Here is a 15,133-nt window from a genome sequence, read left to right on the forward strand (position 1 = left end):
TCGCTCCTTGTCTGTCCCTTGTGCCGCCCCTGTGGCCAGTGCCACAGGCTGCGCTAAGATCCTCGGGCCGCGAGCCTGTGCTCCGTTCCCAACCGCGAGGAATATTCATGTCTACCCCAAGCATGACGCTGTTCCACAACCGGGCATCACCTTACGTACGCAAAATCATGGTGCTGCTGCACGAAACCGGGCAGCTCGACCGTGTGGCCCTGCAAGCCTGCCAACTGACCCCGGTAAACCCGGACAACGCGCTGAACCAGGACAACCCCCTGGGCAAGATTCCTGCCCTGCGCCTGGCCAACGGCCAGGTGCTCTACGACAGCCGGGTGATCCTCGAGTACCTGGACCAGCAACATGTCGGCAACCCACTGATTCCCCAAGAGGGTTCGGCCCGCTGGCGGCGCCTGACCCTGGCGGCCCTGGCCGACGGGATCCTGGAGGCGGCAGTGCTGGTGCGTTACGAGCTGACCCTGCGGCCACCGGAACACCACTGGGCGCCGTGGCTCGAAGGCCAGCGCGACAAGATCCGACGGGCCCTGGCAGTGCTTGAGACCGAGGCGCTGGCCGAGCTGGCCAGCCACTTCGACGTGGCCGCCATCAGCGTCGCCTGTGCCCTGGCTTACCTGGACTTCCGCCATCCAGACCTGGAGTGGCGCCAGCCACAGCCCGGGCTCGCGGCCTGGTACTTCGAGGTCAGTCAGCGGCCATCGATGCTGGCGACACGGCCACCGGTCTAATCGGTCAGGCGCTCGGCCCTGTTCGCCGGCAAGCCGGCTCCTGTAGCACGGGGAGCAGCTTGCTGGCGCACCCGCCACCACGCCTCCGGTGGAAACAACTGGCCAATCCGCTGCGTCAGGCACTCGCGCTGACGCTGGTCCTCACGCAAGCCCAGTGACTTACTCATGGATGGCCTCCAGGTCGAACTGCAGGGGGGCCGGCTCCTTGCGCTGGCCCAGGCCATACCAGTCCAGCTTGCGGGTCAGCACCATGAACACGCCCAGCAGACCGAACAGCAACAGCGAGCCCATCAGCAGCGCATAGTCCTCGGCGCTGAGCAGGCCATACAGCAAGCCGTACAAGGCCGCCAGCGAGAGCGCGAACACTGCGCCGTTACGCCAGCTGTGCAGCACATGGCTGACATAGAAACCGATCAAGCCGACACAGGCCGCAGCCGACACGCCGTAGGCCAGTTCGAAACCCAGGTGCTCCGACAGCGACAGCAGCAACAGGTAGAAGAACGCCAGTGCCACGCCCACCAGGCCGTACTGGATCGGGTGCACCGACAGGCTCTTGAGCACCTCGAAGAGAAAGAAGCCGGCAAAGGTCAGGCCGATGAACAGCAGCGCGTATTTGATCGCCCGGTCGCTTTTCAGGTACTGGTCCACCGGGTCGATGAAGCTCACGCCAAAGCTGCGGCTGTTGAAGTCCTGACATTGGCTGCTGTAGGCGCAGCGCTCCATGGCCTGTTCCAGGTTGGTGGAGAAGAACGAGGTCTGCCAGAGCGCCGAAAAGCCCTGCTCGGTGACTTCACGCTGCACCGGCAGGTAGTTGCCGACAAAGCTTGGGTGAGGCCAGTTGGCCGTCAGCAGCACCTTGCTGGTCTTGCCCACCGGCAGCACCTGCAGTTGCCCGGTGCCCTGCAGGCGCAGGTCGAAGGCGAAGTCCAGGCGGGTGCTCTTCTTCAGATCCAGGGGCGGCAGCAGCACGTGCACGCCTTCGTCCAGCCAGCTGACAAAAGTGCCCGGGGCAAAGTCCAGGGTCTGGCCATTGAGCTGCAGTTGCAGGGCGTTTTCGATGCCGCGGATATCGCTGATGCCCACCGCCAGGAACGGCTGGTCGAACTGGTAATCAGCAAAGTCTTCCTTGATGCCGTACTGCTCGGGCACGACGAAATGGCCGCTGAGGTGGTTGTCGGCGTGGAACAGCCGCGCCTCGTAGATCCCCCGGGCACGCAGCTCGGTCTGGGCCTTGCTGTCCAGCTCGAAATGCTCGGGCAGGAAAAACAGCCGCCCCTGTTGCTCGCTGGTTTCCTGGTAGCGCTTCTTGGTCTTGTCGTCGGTTTTCCAGGTGCGCACGGTCTTGCGGTAGTCCACCACCATCACCGGGCCGCTGATCTGCTGCTGGGTGCTGGAGCTGCGGGCGATATCCTCGAGCACGCCGTCGCGCAGGCTCTGGCGCTCGCTGATCAGGCCGCTGATCATCAGCAGCGGTATCAGCAACAGCAGGATCAACAGGCCAATGGCCCCGAGTTTGAAGGTCAGGTTACGGTTCATGAGGCTCTCCCAGTTGGAATGGGAGAGAGTCTGGAACGCGGCCATGGGGGTTTTATGGGGGCAATGTGGAGACTCTGTGGAGAATCCCCGCTCAGGGCAGACGCAAGGTCACCTGCACCCCGCCCGGGACGTTTTCGATGTGCATCTGGCCGCCATGCAGTTGCACCACCTCTTCGACGAAATTCAGCCCCAGGCCGGTGCTCTTGCGCCCGCTGTCCGGGCGCGGCAGCGAGTAGAAACGCTCGCACAGGCGCGGCAGGGCGTAGTCCGGAATCGGCTCGCCCTGGTTGAACAGCACCAGCTCCACGCCCTCCTCCACAGGTTGCGCGCTGCAACGCAGCAGGCCGCCTGCGGGGCTGAAGTCCAGGGCGTTGGTCAGCAGGTTGCCCAGGGCCTGGCGCAGCAGGAACGGCTCGCCGGACCAGGCCAGGTCCGCCGGCACCCGCAGTTGCACCTGCAGTTGCTTGCCTTCGATACGCCCGTGCTGGCTGTTCAGCAGCTCCTTGCACAACGGCGCCAGGGGCACCTTCACCCGCTCTTCCAGGCCCTGGCGCTGCTCCACTTGCGCCAGGTTCAGCAGACGCTCGATCAACTGCTGCATGCGCGCGCTTTCACTGTCGATATTGCCGACGAAACGCTGGCGCTGCTCCAGGGGCATCTCGCTCTGTAGCAACTCCGCCGCCCCACGAATCGCCGCCAGGGGGCTCTTGAGTTCGTGGGTCAGGGTGTGCACGTAGCGCTCGACATAGGCCTTGCCTTCGAGCTGGGTGCGCATGTGTTCCACCGCCGTCGCCAGTTGCTCCAGCTCGCCGCCGCGATAGTGCGGCAGCTCGGCGCGGCGCCCTTCACTGACCGCCAGGGCGTAGGCGGTCATGCGCCGCAACGCCGCGCTCAGCCACCAGGACAGCAAGGCGCCAAACAGCAGGCCCATGGCGATCAGTCCGGCGCCGTACCACAGCAGGCGGCGTTCGGTGCGGTCGACATAGGGCTGCAGGGAACTGTTGGGCTTGGCCACGGTAACCACACCGATGATCTGGCCGTTGTCACGGATCGGCGCGCCCACGTGCATCACCGAGGAATTGGGATCGTCGGCCAGCGAGCGCGACGAACGCGCGCCATATTGGCCGCGCAGGGTCAGGTACACGTCGTTCCAGCGCGAATAATCCTGGCCCACCGCCAGGCCGCTGGAGTCTAGGACCACGATGCCCTTGGCATCGGTGACGTAGATACGGTGGTTGACCTGATTCTTCGGCAGGCCCCAGATGGTCGCTGCCGGTTGCCGCTCGCCATAGGCCCGCAGCAGTTGCGGCCAGCGGTTCTCGCTGAGGGTGCCGGCCTTGAAATCGTCCCGCAGGATCTCCGCCAGCAGGTTGGCGGTGTCCACCAGGGTTTCCTCGGTGGACTGGCGCACGCCGGGGCGGATCTCCTTCATCACCGTGCTCAGCACGAAATAGCCGGTCAGGCTGATGAACAGCAAATAGACCAGGAAGATGCGGATGCCCAAGGTCATCAGGCTTGGCTCGGGCTGTAGCTGTAGCCCAGGCCGCGATGGGTCTGGATCGGCTCGGCCTCGGCCGCCACCAGGCGCAGTTTGGCCCGCAGGCTTTTGATGTGGCTGTCGATATTGCGCTCGTAGCCCACATCCGCCACCACCCCCAGGGCGTCCAGCAACTGCTCTCGGCTGAACACCCGCTCGGGCTGTTCCAGCAGGCATTGCAGCAGGCGGAATTCATGCCGGGTCAGGCTCAGGGGCTGGGCCCGGTAGCTGATCTGCACCCGCTCCGGGTCGATGACAAACAGCGCCGGGGCCGCCTCGGGCGCGGTGCGCGGCGTCATGCGCTTGAGGATCGCCTTGACCCGCGCCGCCACTTCCCGGGGGCTGAAGGGCTTGACCACATAATCGTCGGCGCCGATTTCCAGCCCCACCACCCGATCGATCTCACCGTCCCGGGCGCTGAGGAACATCACCGGCACCTCGCTGAAGCGCCGCAGCTGCTTGCAGGTTTCAAAGCCGCTGATATCCGGCAGGCCGATATCGAGGATGATCAGGTCCGCCGGGGTTGCCTGCTGATAGTCCAGGGCCGCACGCCCCAGGCTCAGCCAGGTGGTGGTGAAACCTTCGCCTTGCAGGGCAAAGATCAGGGTGTCGGCAATCGCCGCTTCGTCTTCGACAATCAGGATATGGGGCATGGCATCCAAGCGCGCAAATTCAGTGGGCGAACGGTGCCGGATGCCCGGTATCCCGTCAATCAGCAGTCGGGTTTATCCGCGGTATAGCGCCGCGCCGGGTTCACCGCCGCGCCGAACTCCCGCAGCGCCTTGGCACCGATCAGCAGCGGATAGTTGAAGCTGCTGCGGTCGGTGAGGTTGACCTCCACCGTGCGCTTGACGTTGCCCAGGCACATCTCCAGCTCCACCACCGGGCGCTTGGCCGACTGCGGTTCTTCAGCCTCATCGCCCTCCTCGGAGCGGCTCTTGATCTTGCTGATGCGCGCCACCTTGTGTTCATAGACCTTGCCGCCAGCCTCCTTGGTGGCCAGGCGGAAGCGCACCCAGTCCTCGCCGTCGCGGGTAAAGGTCTGGATATCCTTGGCCGACAGCGACGCGGTCAGGGCCCCGGTGTCCATCTTGGCCTGCAGGGTTTCGCCGATTTCCGGCAGGCGGATGTATTCGTAACGGCCATACAACGTCGGCTCGGCGGCCATCACCGGCAGCGCCAACAGAGAAACAAGAGCAAGGACAGATTTCACGACAGTGGATTCCTTGAAGAGAGGGGCAGCGGGATTTTAGACCGCGGCCAACGAATTGGTTCTACCGCTGCCCCGCAGGAGCCGGCTTGCCGGCGAAGAGGCCCGGCCTGCCCAACACCCTACCCACTCCCAAGTGAAACATTCGTCAGCACACTTGAATTTGGCCTGCCCGCCGAAGCTGCTTATCATGGCGCGCTCAAAAGATTGTAAAGAGTGCCTTATGCGCCGCCTGCTCACCGGCTGTTTCGTCACCCTGCTCCTGCTGCTCAACACCCTGGTGCTGTTCGGCCCGCTGATGGTGTTTGCCCTGCTCAAGCTAATCCTGCCGGGACGCCTGCGGGACTACGCGTCCGCCGCGGTGATGTGGATCGCCGAGACCTGGGCCGAAATCGACAAGCTGATCTTCGCCCTGTGCATCCCTACCCGCTGGGACATTCGCGGCGGCGACGGCCTGCGAGTCGACACCTCCTACCTGGTGGTGAGCAACCACCAATCCTGGGTCGACATCCCGGCGCTGATCCAGACCCTCAACCGGCGCACGCCGTTCTTCAAGTTCTTCCTCAAGAAGGAACTGATCTGGGTGCCGTTCCTCGGTCTGGCCTGGTGGGCCCTGGACTACCCCTTCATGAAGCGCTACAGCAAGGCGTTCCTGGCCAAGCACCCGGAGCTGCAAGGCAAGGACCTGGAGATCACCAAGGCAGCCTGCGAGCTGTTCAAGCGCCAGCCGGTGACCGTGGTCAACTACCTGGAGGGCACCCGTTTCACCGAGGCCAAGCGCCAGCAACAGAACTCACCCTTCCAGCACCTGCTCAAGCCCAAGGCCGGCGGCGTGGCCTTCGTTCTCGCAGCCCTGGGCGAACAGCTGGACGCGGTGCTGGACGTGACCGTGGTCTATCCCCAAGAACGCATTCCCGGCTTCTGGGACCTGATCTGCGGCAGCGTGCCCAAGGTGATCATCGACATCCGCACCCGCGAGCTGGACCCGGCGCTGTGGCACGGCGATTACGAAAACGACCCGGTGTTCCGCCAGCAAGTGCAGGACTGGGTCAACCAGCTGTGGACCGACAAGGACCAGCGCATCAGCGAACTGCTGAGCGAACGCCGCTGATCAATCGCTGATCACGTGGGGCAGGAAGCGGCTGCTGTCCTTGGTGATCGGCGAGTTGTCCTCGCGAATGCCAATCCCCGCCGGCTGATCGCCGATCACCCAACTGCCAATCACCGTGTGATTGCCGGCAAACACCGGCAGCGGATGAAACCGCTGGCGGATGCACGGCCCGCCGTAGGGCCCGGCCTCGATCAGGCGCTCACCGCCCTCGGTGCAGATTTCCACATTGGCGCCCTCTCGGGAAAAGAACGGCTTGCGCACCCAGCCCGGGCCCAGGCTCGCGGATGGGTCGTCGTCGATAAACGCCGGCAGCAGGTTCGGGTGTCCCGCATGCCGTTCCCAGAGCAGGGCCAGCGCGCCCTTGTTGGACAGAATCGCTTTCCACGGCGGCTCGACGAACTGCGTGCGGCTACCGGCAAGCGCCGGGCCGAAGGCTTCGTTGAACAGCTGTTCCCAGGGGTAGAGCTTGAACAGGCTGTCGATGGGCGTGCCCAGCAGGTCGACGAAACGCCCGCCGGCATTCAGGCCGATGTCCTCGATATCGATCAGTCGCGTACCCAGGCCAGCCTGACGGGCAATGTCGCGCAGGTATTCGACGGTGCCGCGATCCTCCAGCGAGTCCCGCACCGAGGCAAAGTGCATCGGCGACTTGAAGCCGCCCTGGACAAAGGCCTGCAGCAGCTTGTCTTCGATGCTGTTGAACTGGTCGCAGCCGGCCGGCAATTGCCCGCGCTGCATCTGCTGTTCGAGCCAGACGTACTGGAAGAAGCTCGCCTCATACAGCGAAGTCGGCGTGTCGTAGTTGGTTTCCAGGAGCTTGGCCGGGCCGCTGCCGTCGTAGCACAGGTCCATGCGTCCGTAGAGATGGGGATCGCCCTGCTTCCACGACTGGCGGATCAACTCATGAAAGGCCGCAGGGATCGCCAGGCGCTCCAGCAAGGCTTCGCTGTCCACCACCTCGGCCACCAGGGCCATGCACAGCTCGTGCAGTTCCCGGGTCGGGTCTTCCAGGTCGTCCTCGATCTGCCGCAGGCTGAAGCGGTAGTAGGCCGACTCATCCCAGTACGGCTCGCCGTCGAAGGTGTGGAAGGCAAAGCCCAACTGCTCCGCCGTGGCCTGCCAATCCGCACGCGGGGTGCTGGGGATGCGCTTCAAGAACCGAAGCTCCAACTGCTGCGGCTGGAGGAACCGAAGCCGCCACGGCTGACCACTTCATGGGCACCGGCCAGGGAATTGCCGGCGCTGGTGAAGTGGTCCGGGCTGGAAATGCCGAAACGCCCGCCACTGGCACCGGAGAAGGTCTTGCCGGCCGCCACCTGCTGGCTGAGGGTGCTCAGTTGCGAGCCGCCCCGACCGTCGCGCTCCTTGTACAGCGTCTCGCTGAAATAGCGCGGCTCGGGCGTGGAGTCCAGGCCGATCCAGCGCCAGAAGCTGGAGCCCGAACGGGCGCTGGAGCCACCACCACCACCACCACCACCACCACCACCACCCGAACTGCTGGAGCTGGCCTGCTCGGGTTGCTCGTCTTCGGGTTGAACCGGCACCGTGCGCTGGGTGGTCAGGGCGAGGCCCTTGGCAATCGGCACGTAGGCGCGGTTGTCTCTGGAAACCATGCAGTTGCCAGCGAAGAAGTCGTCTTCACAGCGTTGCAGGTCGAGATAACGCGGCGCTATCAGCTCTCCACGCTCGCGGGCATCATCGAAAGCGGCCTGGCAGATCGCGGACGGAACCTGTGCCAGTACGCAGTCGCGGACGCTGCTGAAATGCTGGGTCTGGCGCACTTCGCGGGTTGCCTGAGGCTGGCCGTCACACGCAACCAGGGCGAACGGCACACTGCCCAGCAGCACCAGGCGCACGCTTTTACTGCGTTTCATGCCGGCGCCCTCAGACCGATGGAGTCATGCAGGCCGCATTCAGCAGGCCGACACCGACAGACACCGAAGCCACCAGGATCGCCGCGGAATGTTCCTGGTTGGCGATGCGCTGGGACAGGCCCTTGAGGGTCAGGCTGACCACCAGGAACGTGAGCAATTGCACCACCGCGGCGATGCCGGCCCAGAGCAGGAAGTCGATGATCGAAATGGAATGGGAAATCGCGCTGGCCACCGGAATGGCAAAGCCCAGCAAGGCGCCGGAAAGAGCGATGGAAGCGGCACTGTTGCCCTGGCGGATCAGGGCGAATTCGTTATAGGGGGTCAGGCGCGTGTAGATGAACGCGTAGAGGGCAAACACCAGGGCAGCGCCCAGCATGTAGAGCATGAAACCGAGCACCGCATCGGCGGGCAAAGACATCTTCAGTGCATCCATGAACATCGCGTTCAAGCTTCCTTGGAAAACGGGGCGCGAGATATAGCACAGGCCCGATTCGGCGAAAACTCCAGGAAAGGTAAAGACGACTGTTTCAACCCTCAAGGCAAGCCCCGACGCACTCGGCGCCGGGGCCACAGGAGGTTACTTGGGCACGCCCCAGATGCCGCTCAGGCTTTGCAGCAGGGAACCACCAACGCCCTGCTGGCCCAGGTACTGCAGGATCAGCGGAGCAAACTGGCCGATCATGCCGCTGTCCATGCCCAGGGCGCCAAAGGCGTTGTTCAGGTCATGGGTGTCCTTGACGTTGCCCAGGGCGCTGTCCAGACCGGCGCTCTTGCCGGAAGACTGGCCAAGCAGGCCACCCAAGGCGCCCAGGCTGCCCAGTGCGTTGCTGCCCGACAGTTGATCCAGGCCCGGCACGCTTTGGCTCAGTTGCGAGTAGTCCGAACTGCTTAGTTGATTTTTCGCCAGGCCGAGCATGGCGCCAGTGCCGCCGATGGCTTGCTCAGGGGTGACATTGAGTTGCGCAAGCGTGCCCAGCAGGCCGGCGGTCTGGGAAGTCGGCGCGGCGGCGGCAGCCTTGTCGCCGCCTTGCATGCCGGCAATGGCGTTGGCCGCATCGTTCAGGCTGAAACCGCCGGCCAGAGCCGAACCGGCTGCCAGGGTCATCAGGGTAGCCAGGGCGAAACCGCGTGGAATATTCATCGAAACAACCTCATGGGGCGAGAAACCACCCGGATTCGGGCGGCGGGAAAGCAGTGTTTTGACTGAGCCCGACACTGAATGTTCCGACGCCCGCCCTGCCGTCCGGCGGCTGCATCCAGGCCCGTTGCTGCTGCGTATATCGTCCACAAGCGCCAACCCCAGCCCCCCGGCGCGAGGCAGCAAGACGTGAATGGAACAACCGCCCCCCCTGGACTAATCTTTGGCTGCGTCAGTCGGCGCCTGTCGTTGCCCCTTGCCCCAGTTCCTGCCAGGAGAACCGCCATCTCGAGCCTCGACACCGATCAACTGCGACACCTGCTGGCCCAGTGTTCACTGGGCGACCGCCGGGCCTTCGAAACCCTCTATCGCAGTGTTGCGCCACGCCTGCACGGCGTCGCCCTGCGCTTCATGGGCCGCCGCGATCAGGCCGAAGAGGTGCTGCAGGAAAGCTTCGTGCGCATCTGGAACAACGCCGTACGCTACCAGCCGCACCTGTCCGCGCCCCTGACCTGGATGGTCAACATCACCCGCAACCAGGCCATCGACCAGTTGCGCAAACACCGCGAACGGCCCCTGGGCGAACTCGAAGAACAACAGCTGGAGGATCAAAGCCCTTCGGCCCACGACCAACTGGACAGCGCCCGCGCCGCCCGGGCCCTGAACCGCTGCCTGGAAAGCCTCGACGGCATGCAGCGTCAGTCCATCACCGTGGCCTACTTCCAGGGCCTGTCCTGCTCGGAGCTGGCCGAACACCTGGCCGCGCCCCTGGGCTCGGTCAAATCCTGGATTCGTCGGGGCATGGAACGCCTGCGCCGGTGCCTTGAATCATGAACTATCGAACCCCAGAACGCCGCCGCGCCCTGGCCGCCGACTACGCCATCGGCCTGATGCAGGGCGCCGCCCGCCGGCGCTTCGAAATGCTCCTGCTGGACGACCCGGCGCTGCGCGAAGAACTGGCGCAGTGGCAGGAAAGCCTCGCCAGCCTGACCGAAGCCCTGCCTGAAGCCGCGGTGCCGGAACGGGTCTGGGCGGGCATCCAGGCACGCATCGAACCGCAAGTGCTGCACGTACCGCAGAAGAACCCGCTGTGGATGCGCCTGCGTCTGGCGCTCGCCGCCTGCGCCGTGCTGGCGACCCTGTACATCGGCTTTATCCAGCAGAGCGATCAGGTGCGCTACAGCGCCACCCTGCTCAGCGCCGACCAGCAACCGGCCCTGCGGATCAAGGCCCATGCCCAGTACCTGCAAGTGGAACCCCTGACCCTGGCGGCTGTTGGCCTGGACCGCAGCCTGGAACTCTGGGCGATCCCTGCCGACGGCAAACCGATTTCCCTCGGCGTGGTGCCGGTAGGCGGCCAAGGCAAGATCAACCTGAGCCCGGCCCAACGCGAACTGCTGGGCACCCCGATCGCCCTGGCCGTGAGCCTGGAACCCCACGGCGGCTCACCTACTGGGCAACCCACCGGGCCGGTGTTGTACCAGGGGCAATTGGCGGCGCTGTAACAGGCACCTGCTGCCGCAGGAACGGGCTTGCCCGCGAACGTCGTCAGGGTAAACTCCGCGCCCAGGCCCCCCGTCGCATCCTTGCAGGCAGGCCCTTGCCTGCCATGCAAGCCCCCGCCTCGCCTGGCGCCATCCATCGAACGGACTCTTATGAAAGCTGCACTCTACAGCGGTCTTCTGCTGGCCCTGGCAATCGCCGTCTTGCTCTGGCGAATCGGCACCCCGGTTGATAGCAGCCAATGCGCCGACACAGCCCCGGGCCCCCTGACCGGCTTCATCCGCCAGCACTTCAGCGATCGCCAGGGAGCCGACTGGCGCGACGACGGCAGTGCCTTGGGCATTCTTGGCGTTGCCGAGGCCCAGGCGTTCGCCCGCCAACCCGAGCGTTACTACTGCGAGGCCCTGAACCTGCTGCAGGACCCACGGCGAACCCAGACGGAAAAGGTGCATACCACGGCCCTGATGCTGTCCCTGCCCCTCGACTACTACCTGGACCTCATGGACCGCAGCCACCAGTTGTATCAGCGCGGGGCCATGGACCGCCCCGTCCTGACCCTGGTGCTGATACCACGAGGCACGGCGCTGAACTACTGGTGGCTGCCCCAGTGGCGCTCGCGCTTCCAGCGGGATGCGCCAGGCATCCTGGCCGAGACCGACATAAAGGAAATCCTGAGTGGCGAACACTGGTTCGACTACCCGGGTAGAGGCTATTGATCAGGCTTGATTGGCAGGCAACACAAACCCGCCAATAGGCGGGTTTGTGCAATCTGCATGAGGCTATCTGAACAATTCGGCATGGCTGCCCAGGTCGACAAAGGTCACAAGACCGGCTCGGGCCACGTCATAAATCAGCAGAAAATCGCCACCGATATGACACTCCCTGAAACCGTCCCACTCCCCCTTCAGCGCATGATCGAGATACTGCGCCGGTAGCGGCTCTCCCAGGAACAGCAGCACCATGACCTTGCGCACTTCGTGCATGTCACGACGCCCTGCACGCCGATAGCGCTCCCAGGACTTTTTAAACTCCGGCGTTTGTGCGCATTGCCTGGGCAGGTCAGCGCGCTTTGGGTTCCTCTCCGGCTTCGCCATCAGCATCCCTCAACATGTCGTCAATCGAGTCGTACTGACGACGAATCTCACGCGCCTGCGCCATGGCACGAGCGGTTTTCTCCGATGGGACACGCACTTCGAAAGGCAGTCCCTGCACGGCCACAACCTGACGCAGGAAAAGACGCATGGCCTCGCTCAGGCTCAGCCCACAGGCATTGAGCACAGCGGTGGCACTGACCTTCAAATCCTCGTCTATGCGGCAACGCACGTCAGTGGTTTTCAGTAATGCAGCCAAGGTATCACCTCTATTAGTTATTTGTAGCTACATTGTGGCTACGTTTTTCCATTCTGCGAGGTCGACTCTTTGCGGTCAACCGATTTCAGTGGACCGGACTCGTAAACAGGACCTCATGCACGTTCAGCGACGCCACAGCGGACGAAACCTTCTGCAAGACATCCACCCCCCAGCGCCTTGCTGCCTCACGCACCGGCGGCTTATAGTCCGCCGGTCGCCCAGAGGGCGATCGGGTTTGGCGACCCGACAGACACAATGGCATACGCGATTTCCGCAGACAGTGGAGAACGTGCATGCATGCGCATCCGTTGCTTTATGGCAGCTGTGCGCGGGAGACCTCAGGGTCTGCCGGGTTCTTGTGTCTCCGGTTCGCCAACCTGCGTACAGCTGCCACCCAATGCTTGGCGACAGATGAGTGGCGGCATTCAGGAAGACGACACAGGAGTGTTATCGAATGAACCGTTACATGCCGATCACCGGCCACGACTGCAATATCCCCTCCCTACTGATCGACACTCAGGCGCCGCTGGATGTGCTCCATGAAGCCGCCGCCTTCCGTATCCGCGCCGTGACCCAGGTGCTGGAGCAACTGGCCTTGAGCGATGCGCTGGGCAAGGACCCGGTACTGGCCCAGGAGCTGGCCCAGCTCTGCGCCATTCCCCTGCGCGATGGCTGCGACCTGATGGATGTGCTGGGACGGCGCTTGCGCGCCACGCTGATCGCCTGATTGAAAGTGCCCTCACCCCAGAAGAAAAAAACGCCGCGTTCTCGGTAAGAGAAGGCGGCGTTTTAAGTGACTGACAGGCTTCAACCCAAAGGCTGACGGTCCTCAGGCAGCGCTGAACAGCTTGTGCGGGTCGATGACGAATTTCTTCGGCACGCCGGCATCGAACTCGCCATAGCCGCGCGGGGCGTCGTCGAGGCTGATGACTTGCACGCCCACTACTTCGGCGATGTTGATGCGGTCCCACATGATGGCCTGCATCAGTTGGCGGTTGTATTTCATCACCGGGGTCTGGCCGGTGTGGAAGCTGTGGGACTTGGCCCAGCCCAGGCCGAAGCGGATGCTCAGGCTGCCCATCTTCGCCGCGGCGTCCACCGCGCCCGGGTCTTCGGTGACGTACAGGCCGGGAATGCCGATCTTGCCCGCTACGCGTACCACGCCCATCAGCGAGTTGAGCACGGTGGCCGGGGCTTCGTGCTGGGCACCGGCATGGCCGTGGCCCCGGGCTTCGAAGCCCACGGCGTCCACCGCGCAGTCGACTTCCGGCTCGCCCAGCAGGGCGGCGATCTGTTCGTGCAGCGGGGTGTCCTTGGACAGGTCGGCAATTTCAAACCCCTGGGCCTTGGCGTGGGCCAGGCGCACCGGGTTGACGTCGCCGACGATCACCACCGCCGCCCCCAGCAGGCGCGCAGACGCAGCGGCGGCCAGGCCGACCGGGCCGGCCCCGGCCACATAAACGCTGCTGCCCGGGCCAACGCCGGCAGTCACCGCGCCGTGATAACCGGTGGGCAGGATGTCGGAGAGGCAGGTCAGGTCGCGGATCTTCTCCATGGCCTTGTCGCGATCCGGCAGTTTCAGCAGGTTGAAGTCGGCGTAAGGCACCAGCACGTACTCGGCCTGGCCGCCGGTCCAGTCGCCCATGTCGACGTAGCCGTAGGCGCCACCGGCGCGGGCCGGGTTGACGGTCAGGCAGACCCCGGTGTGTTGCTCCTTGCAGGAACGGCAGCGCCCGCACGCCACGTTGAACGGCACCGACACCAGATCACCGATCTTCAGGTTCTCGACGTCGCTGCCCTTCTCGATCACTTCGCCAGTGATTTCATGACCCAGGACCAGGCCGACCTGGGCGGTGGTACGGCCACGGACCATGTGTTGGTCCGAACCGCAGATGTTGGTGGAGACTACGCGCAGGATGACGCCGTGCTCGATCTTCCTGCCGCGCGGGTCCTGCATTTTTGGATAGTCGATTTTCTGTACCTCGACCTTGCCGCTGCCCAGATACACGACACCACGATTACCAGACATGCTTTCACCTCGCTGTTGTTGTTATGGAACCGCGTTACCCAAAGGGGGAAACACGTGGATTGCTCGGGTACGGATGCTGTTTCGTTCTCAAAATCGCTTTCACGCAAACAGGCGCAACGCCTGTAGGAGCGAGCTTGCTCGCGAAGGGCTGCGCAGCAGCCCCAAGAATCATCAGAGCACCACCGTGCGGTTGCCGTTCAAGAACACCCGCCGTTCGATGTGGTAGCCCACCGCCCGGGCCAGGGTCAGGCCCTCGATGTCACGCCCCTTGGCGATCAGGTCTTCGGGGTAGTAACTGTGGTCCACCACTTCCACGCCCTGGGCGATGATCGGGCCTTCGTCCAGGTCGTTGTTGATGTAGTGCGCCGTGGCCCCCACCAGTTTCACGCCCTTGTTGTAAGCCTGGTGATAAGGCTTGGCGCCCTTGAAGCCCGGCAGCAGCGAGTGATGGATATTGATCGCCTTGCCATCGAGTTTGCGGCACAGCTCCGGCGACAGCACTTGCATGTAGCGGGCAAGGATCACCAGTTCGGCGCCGGACTCCTCGATCACCTGCCACACCTGACGCTCCTGGGACGGCTTGTCGTTGGGGTCGAGGGGGAAGTGGTGGTAGGGAATCTGGTGCCAGTCGGCCAGGGGCTTGAGGTCCGGGTGGTTGGACACCACCGCCACCACGTCCATGGGCAACTGGCCGATGCGCTGGCGGTAGAGCAGGTCGTTGAGGCAGTGGTCGGCCTTGGAGACCATGATCACCACCTTCGGCCGGTAGTGCGGCGCGGTCAGCTCGAAGTTCATCTCGAAGGCTTTGGCGCGCTCGGCCAGCCCCTGACGAAAGCCCTGTTCGTCGAGGCCGTCGGGCTGGCGAAATTCCACGCGAATGAAGAAGCGGCCCGAGAGTCGGTCATCGAAGGAGTGGTGCTCGGTGACGTAGCAACCCTGCTCGAACAGAAAGCGGGTCACCGCGTCCACCGTGCCGAGCACGCTGGGGCAGTCGGCGGTGAGAATCCATGTATCGGGGGCGCGGCTCATCAGATGGGCTCCTGTTGACGAAAGCACTGTAGCCGCTGCCGAAGGCTGCGCTCGGCCCCGCAGGGGGCGGCTCTTCGAG

Annotated in this window: 19 protein-coding genes; 6 read left to right on the top strand and 13 right to left on the bottom strand. The window is 64.1% G+C overall.

What is annotated here, in order from left to right:
* Positions 1-107 precede the first annotated feature (107 nt).
* Complete coding sequence (locus tag PQT43_RS16995) at positions 108-737, top strand: glutathione S-transferase (RefSeq protein ID WP_272754339.1); 630 nt, start codon at positions 108-110, stop codon at positions 735-737.
* Here the strand turns inward: PQT43_RS16995 and PQT43_RS17000 are convergent.
* The 5 genes from PQT43_RS17000 to rloA2 form a co-directional block, all read right to left on the bottom strand.
* Positions 734-904, bottom strand: a complete 171-nt coding sequence (locus PQT43_RS17000) for a hypothetical protein (protein ID WP_181433968.1) — start codon at positions 902-904, stop codon at positions 734-736. The two genes, PQT43_RS16995 and PQT43_RS17000, sit on opposite strands and share 4 nt — an antisense overlap.
* Positions 897-2,273, bottom strand: coding sequence for a cell envelope integrity protein CreD (gene creD / locus PQT43_RS17005; RefSeq protein WP_102881074.1), 1,377 nt, complete (start codon positions 2,271-2,273; stop codon positions 897-899). The genes PQT43_RS17000 and creD overlap by 8 nt, the downstream gene beginning before the upstream one ends.
* A 91-nt stretch (positions 2,274-2,364) precedes the next feature.
* On the bottom strand, positions 2,365-3,783 hold the full coding sequence (creC, locus tag PQT43_RS17010; protein ID WP_047306398.1) for a two-component system sensor histidine kinase CreC: 1,419 nt from the start codon (positions 3,781-3,783) through the stop codon (positions 2,365-2,367).
* Positions 3,783-4,463, bottom strand: coding sequence for a two-component system response regulator CreB (gene creB, locus PQT43_RS17015; protein ID WP_102881469.1), 681 nt, complete (start codon positions 4,461-4,463; stop codon positions 3,783-3,785). Before creB ends, creC begins: the two co-directional genes overlap by 1 nt.
* A 59-nt stretch (positions 4,464-4,522) precedes the next feature.
* Positions 4,523-5,023, bottom strand: coding sequence for a retropepsin-like aspartic peptidase RloA2 (rloA2, locus tag PQT43_RS17020; protein WP_102881075.1), 501 nt, complete (start codon positions 5,021-5,023; stop codon positions 4,523-4,525).
* A 220-nt stretch (positions 5,024-5,243) separates the two neighbouring features.
* Here rloA2 and PQT43_RS17025 point away from each other — a divergent pair, with 220 nt between their 5' ends.
* A complete protein-coding gene (locus tag PQT43_RS17025) occupies positions 5,244-6,131 on the top strand; it encodes an acyltransferase (RefSeq protein ID WP_213665178.1) in 888 nt (295 codons plus the stop codon).
* On the opposite strand, the gene PQT43_RS17030 is transcribed toward PQT43_RS17025, so the two are convergent.
* The 4 genes from PQT43_RS17030 to PQT43_RS17045 all read right to left on the bottom strand — a co-directional run bounded on the left by PQT43_RS17030 (position 6,132) and on the right by PQT43_RS17045 (position 9,146).
* On the bottom strand, positions 6,132-7,286 hold the full coding sequence (locus PQT43_RS17030) for a glutathionylspermidine synthase family protein (protein ID WP_272754340.1): 1,155 nt from the start codon (positions 7,284-7,286) through the stop codon (positions 6,132-6,134). It lies immediately after the preceding gene.
* Complete coding sequence (locus PQT43_RS17035) at positions 7,283-8,005, bottom strand: DUF1190 domain-containing protein (RefSeq protein WP_267269023.1); 723 nt, start codon at positions 8,003-8,005, stop codon at positions 7,283-7,285. Before PQT43_RS17035 ends, PQT43_RS17030 begins: the two co-directional genes overlap by 4 nt.
* A gap of 10 nt (positions 8,006-8,015) precedes the next feature.
* The gene (locus tag PQT43_RS17040) at positions 8,016-8,444 is read right to left on the bottom strand and encodes a DUF350 domain-containing protein (protein ID WP_102881078.1); all 429 of its coding nucleotides are present in this window, start codon (positions 8,442-8,444) and stop codon (positions 8,016-8,018) included.
* Positions 8,445-8,582: 138 nt separating this feature from the next.
* The gene (locus tag PQT43_RS17045; RefSeq protein ID WP_253084003.1) at positions 8,583-9,146 is read right to left on the bottom strand and encodes a DUF2780 domain-containing protein; all 564 of its coding nucleotides are present in this window, start codon (positions 9,144-9,146) and stop codon (positions 8,583-8,585) included.
* 186 nt (positions 9,147-9,332) lie between these two features.
* On the opposite strand from PQT43_RS17045, the gene PQT43_RS17050 reads away from it, so the two are divergent.
* The 3 genes from PQT43_RS17050 (at position 9,333) to PQT43_RS17060 (ending at position 11,362) form a co-directional block, all read left to right on the top strand.
* Entirely contained in the window at positions 9,333-9,977 is a 645-nt protein-coding gene (locus PQT43_RS17050) for a sigma-70 family RNA polymerase sigma factor (protein ID WP_442962472.1), read from the top strand.
* Complete coding sequence (locus PQT43_RS17055) at positions 9,974-10,648, top strand: anti-sigma factor (protein WP_110652386.1); 675 nt, start codon at positions 9,974-9,976, stop codon at positions 10,646-10,648. Before PQT43_RS17050 ends, PQT43_RS17055 begins: the two co-directional genes overlap by 4 nt.
* 150 nt (positions 10,649-10,798) lie before the next feature.
* On the top strand, positions 10,799-11,362 hold the full coding sequence (locus PQT43_RS17060) for a hypothetical protein (protein WP_123389837.1): 564 nt from the start codon (positions 10,799-10,801) through the stop codon (positions 11,360-11,362).
* 63 nt (positions 11,363-11,425) lie between these two features.
* Here the strand turns inward: PQT43_RS17060 and PQT43_RS17065 are convergent, their stop codons facing one another.
* Together PQT43_RS17065 and PQT43_RS17070 are read right to left on the bottom strand one after the other, a co-directional pair.
* Positions 11,426-11,746: a type II toxin-antitoxin system YafQ family toxin gene (locus PQT43_RS17065; RefSeq protein WP_306766516.1), complete on the bottom strand. Its 321-nt coding sequence runs from the start codon at positions 11,744-11,746 to the stop codon at positions 11,426-11,428.
* Complete coding sequence (locus PQT43_RS17070) at positions 11,706-11,996, bottom strand: type II toxin-antitoxin system RelB/DinJ family antitoxin (protein ID WP_015637294.1); 291 nt, start codon at positions 11,994-11,996, stop codon at positions 11,706-11,708. Before PQT43_RS17070 ends, PQT43_RS17065 begins: the two co-directional genes overlap by 41 nt.
* A 454-nt stretch (positions 11,997-12,450) precedes the next feature.
* Between PQT43_RS17070 and PQT43_RS17075 the strand changes: the two genes are divergently transcribed.
* Positions 12,451-12,723, top strand: a complete 273-nt coding sequence (locus tag PQT43_RS17075; RefSeq protein ID WP_047306413.1) for a hypothetical protein — start codon at positions 12,451-12,453, stop codon at positions 12,721-12,723.
* A 102-nt stretch (positions 12,724-12,825) separates the two neighbouring features.
* Here PQT43_RS17075 and fdhA read toward each other — a convergent pair whose 3' ends face one another.
* Entirely contained in the window at positions 12,826-14,025 is a 1,200-nt protein-coding gene (gene fdhA, locus PQT43_RS17080; RefSeq protein WP_047306414.1) for a formaldehyde dehydrogenase, glutathione-independent, read from the bottom strand.
* A 171-nt stretch (positions 14,026-14,196) separates the two neighbouring features.
* Positions 14,197-15,054: a formyltetrahydrofolate deformylase gene (gene purU, locus PQT43_RS17085; RefSeq protein WP_060841437.1), complete on the bottom strand. Its 858-nt coding sequence runs from the start codon at positions 15,052-15,054 to the stop codon at positions 14,197-14,199.
* Positions 15,055-15,133: the final 79 nt, after the last annotated feature.

Source organism: Pseudomonas sp. BLCC-B112 (assembly GCF_028550695.1).
In the GTDB taxonomy this organism is placed as follows: domain Bacteria; phylum Pseudomonadota; class Gammaproteobacteria; order Pseudomonadales; family Pseudomonadaceae; genus Aquipseudomonas; species Aquipseudomonas danubii.

Bases quoted from the DNA above. Each gene is read 5' to 3' on its own strand.
- PQT43_RS16995 (WP_272754339.1), top strand. From the start codon at position 108: ATGTCTACCCCAAGCATGACGCTGTTCCACAACCGGGCATCACCTTAC.
- PQT43_RS17000 (WP_181433968.1), bottom strand. From the start codon at position 904: ATGAGTAAGTCACTGGGCTTGCGTGAGGACCAGCGTCAGCGCGAGTGC.
- creD (WP_102881074.1), bottom strand. From the start codon at position 2,273: ATGAACCGTAACCTGACCTTCAAACTCGGGGCCATTGGCCTGTTGATC.
- creC (WP_047306398.1), bottom strand. From the start codon at position 3,783: ATGACCTTGGGCATCCGCATCTTCCTGGTCTATTTGCTGTTCATCAGC.
- creB (WP_102881469.1), bottom strand. From the start codon at position 4,463: ATGCCCCATATCCTGATTGTCGAAGACGAAGCGGCGATTGCCGACACC.
- PQT43_RS17025 (WP_213665178.1), top strand. From the start codon at position 5,244: ATGCGCCGCCTGCTCACCGGCTGTTTCGTCACCCTGCTCCTGCTGCTC.
- PQT43_RS17035 (WP_267269023.1), bottom strand. From the start codon at position 8,005: ATGAAACGCAGTAAAAGCGTGCGCCTGGTGCTGCTGGGCAGTGTGCCG.
- PQT43_RS17040 (WP_102881078.1), bottom strand. From the start codon at position 8,444: ATGTTCATGGATGCACTGAAGATGTCTTTGCCCGCCGATGCGGTGCTC.
- PQT43_RS17045 (WP_253084003.1), bottom strand. From the start codon at position 9,146: ATGAATATTCCACGCGGTTTCGCCCTGGCTACCCTGATGACCCTGGCA.
- PQT43_RS17055 (WP_110652386.1), top strand. From the start codon at position 9,974: ATGAACTATCGAACCCCAGAACGCCGCCGCGCCCTGGCCGCCGACTAC.
- PQT43_RS17060 (WP_123389837.1), top strand. From the start codon at position 10,799: ATGAAAGCTGCACTCTACAGCGGTCTTCTGCTGGCCCTGGCAATCGCC.
- PQT43_RS17065 (WP_306766516.1), bottom strand. From the start codon at position 11,746: ATGCTGATGGCGAAGCCGGAGAGGAACCCAAAGCGCGCTGACCTGCCC.
- PQT43_RS17075 (WP_047306413.1), top strand. From the start codon at position 12,451: ATGAACCGTTACATGCCGATCACCGGCCACGACTGCAATATCCCCTCC.
- fdhA (WP_047306414.1), bottom strand. From the start codon at position 14,025: ATGTCTGGTAATCGTGGTGTCGTGTATCTGGGCAGCGGCAAGGTCGAG.
- purU (WP_060841437.1), bottom strand. From the start codon at position 15,054: ATGAGCCGCGCCCCCGATACATGGATTCTCACCGCCGACTGCCCCAGC.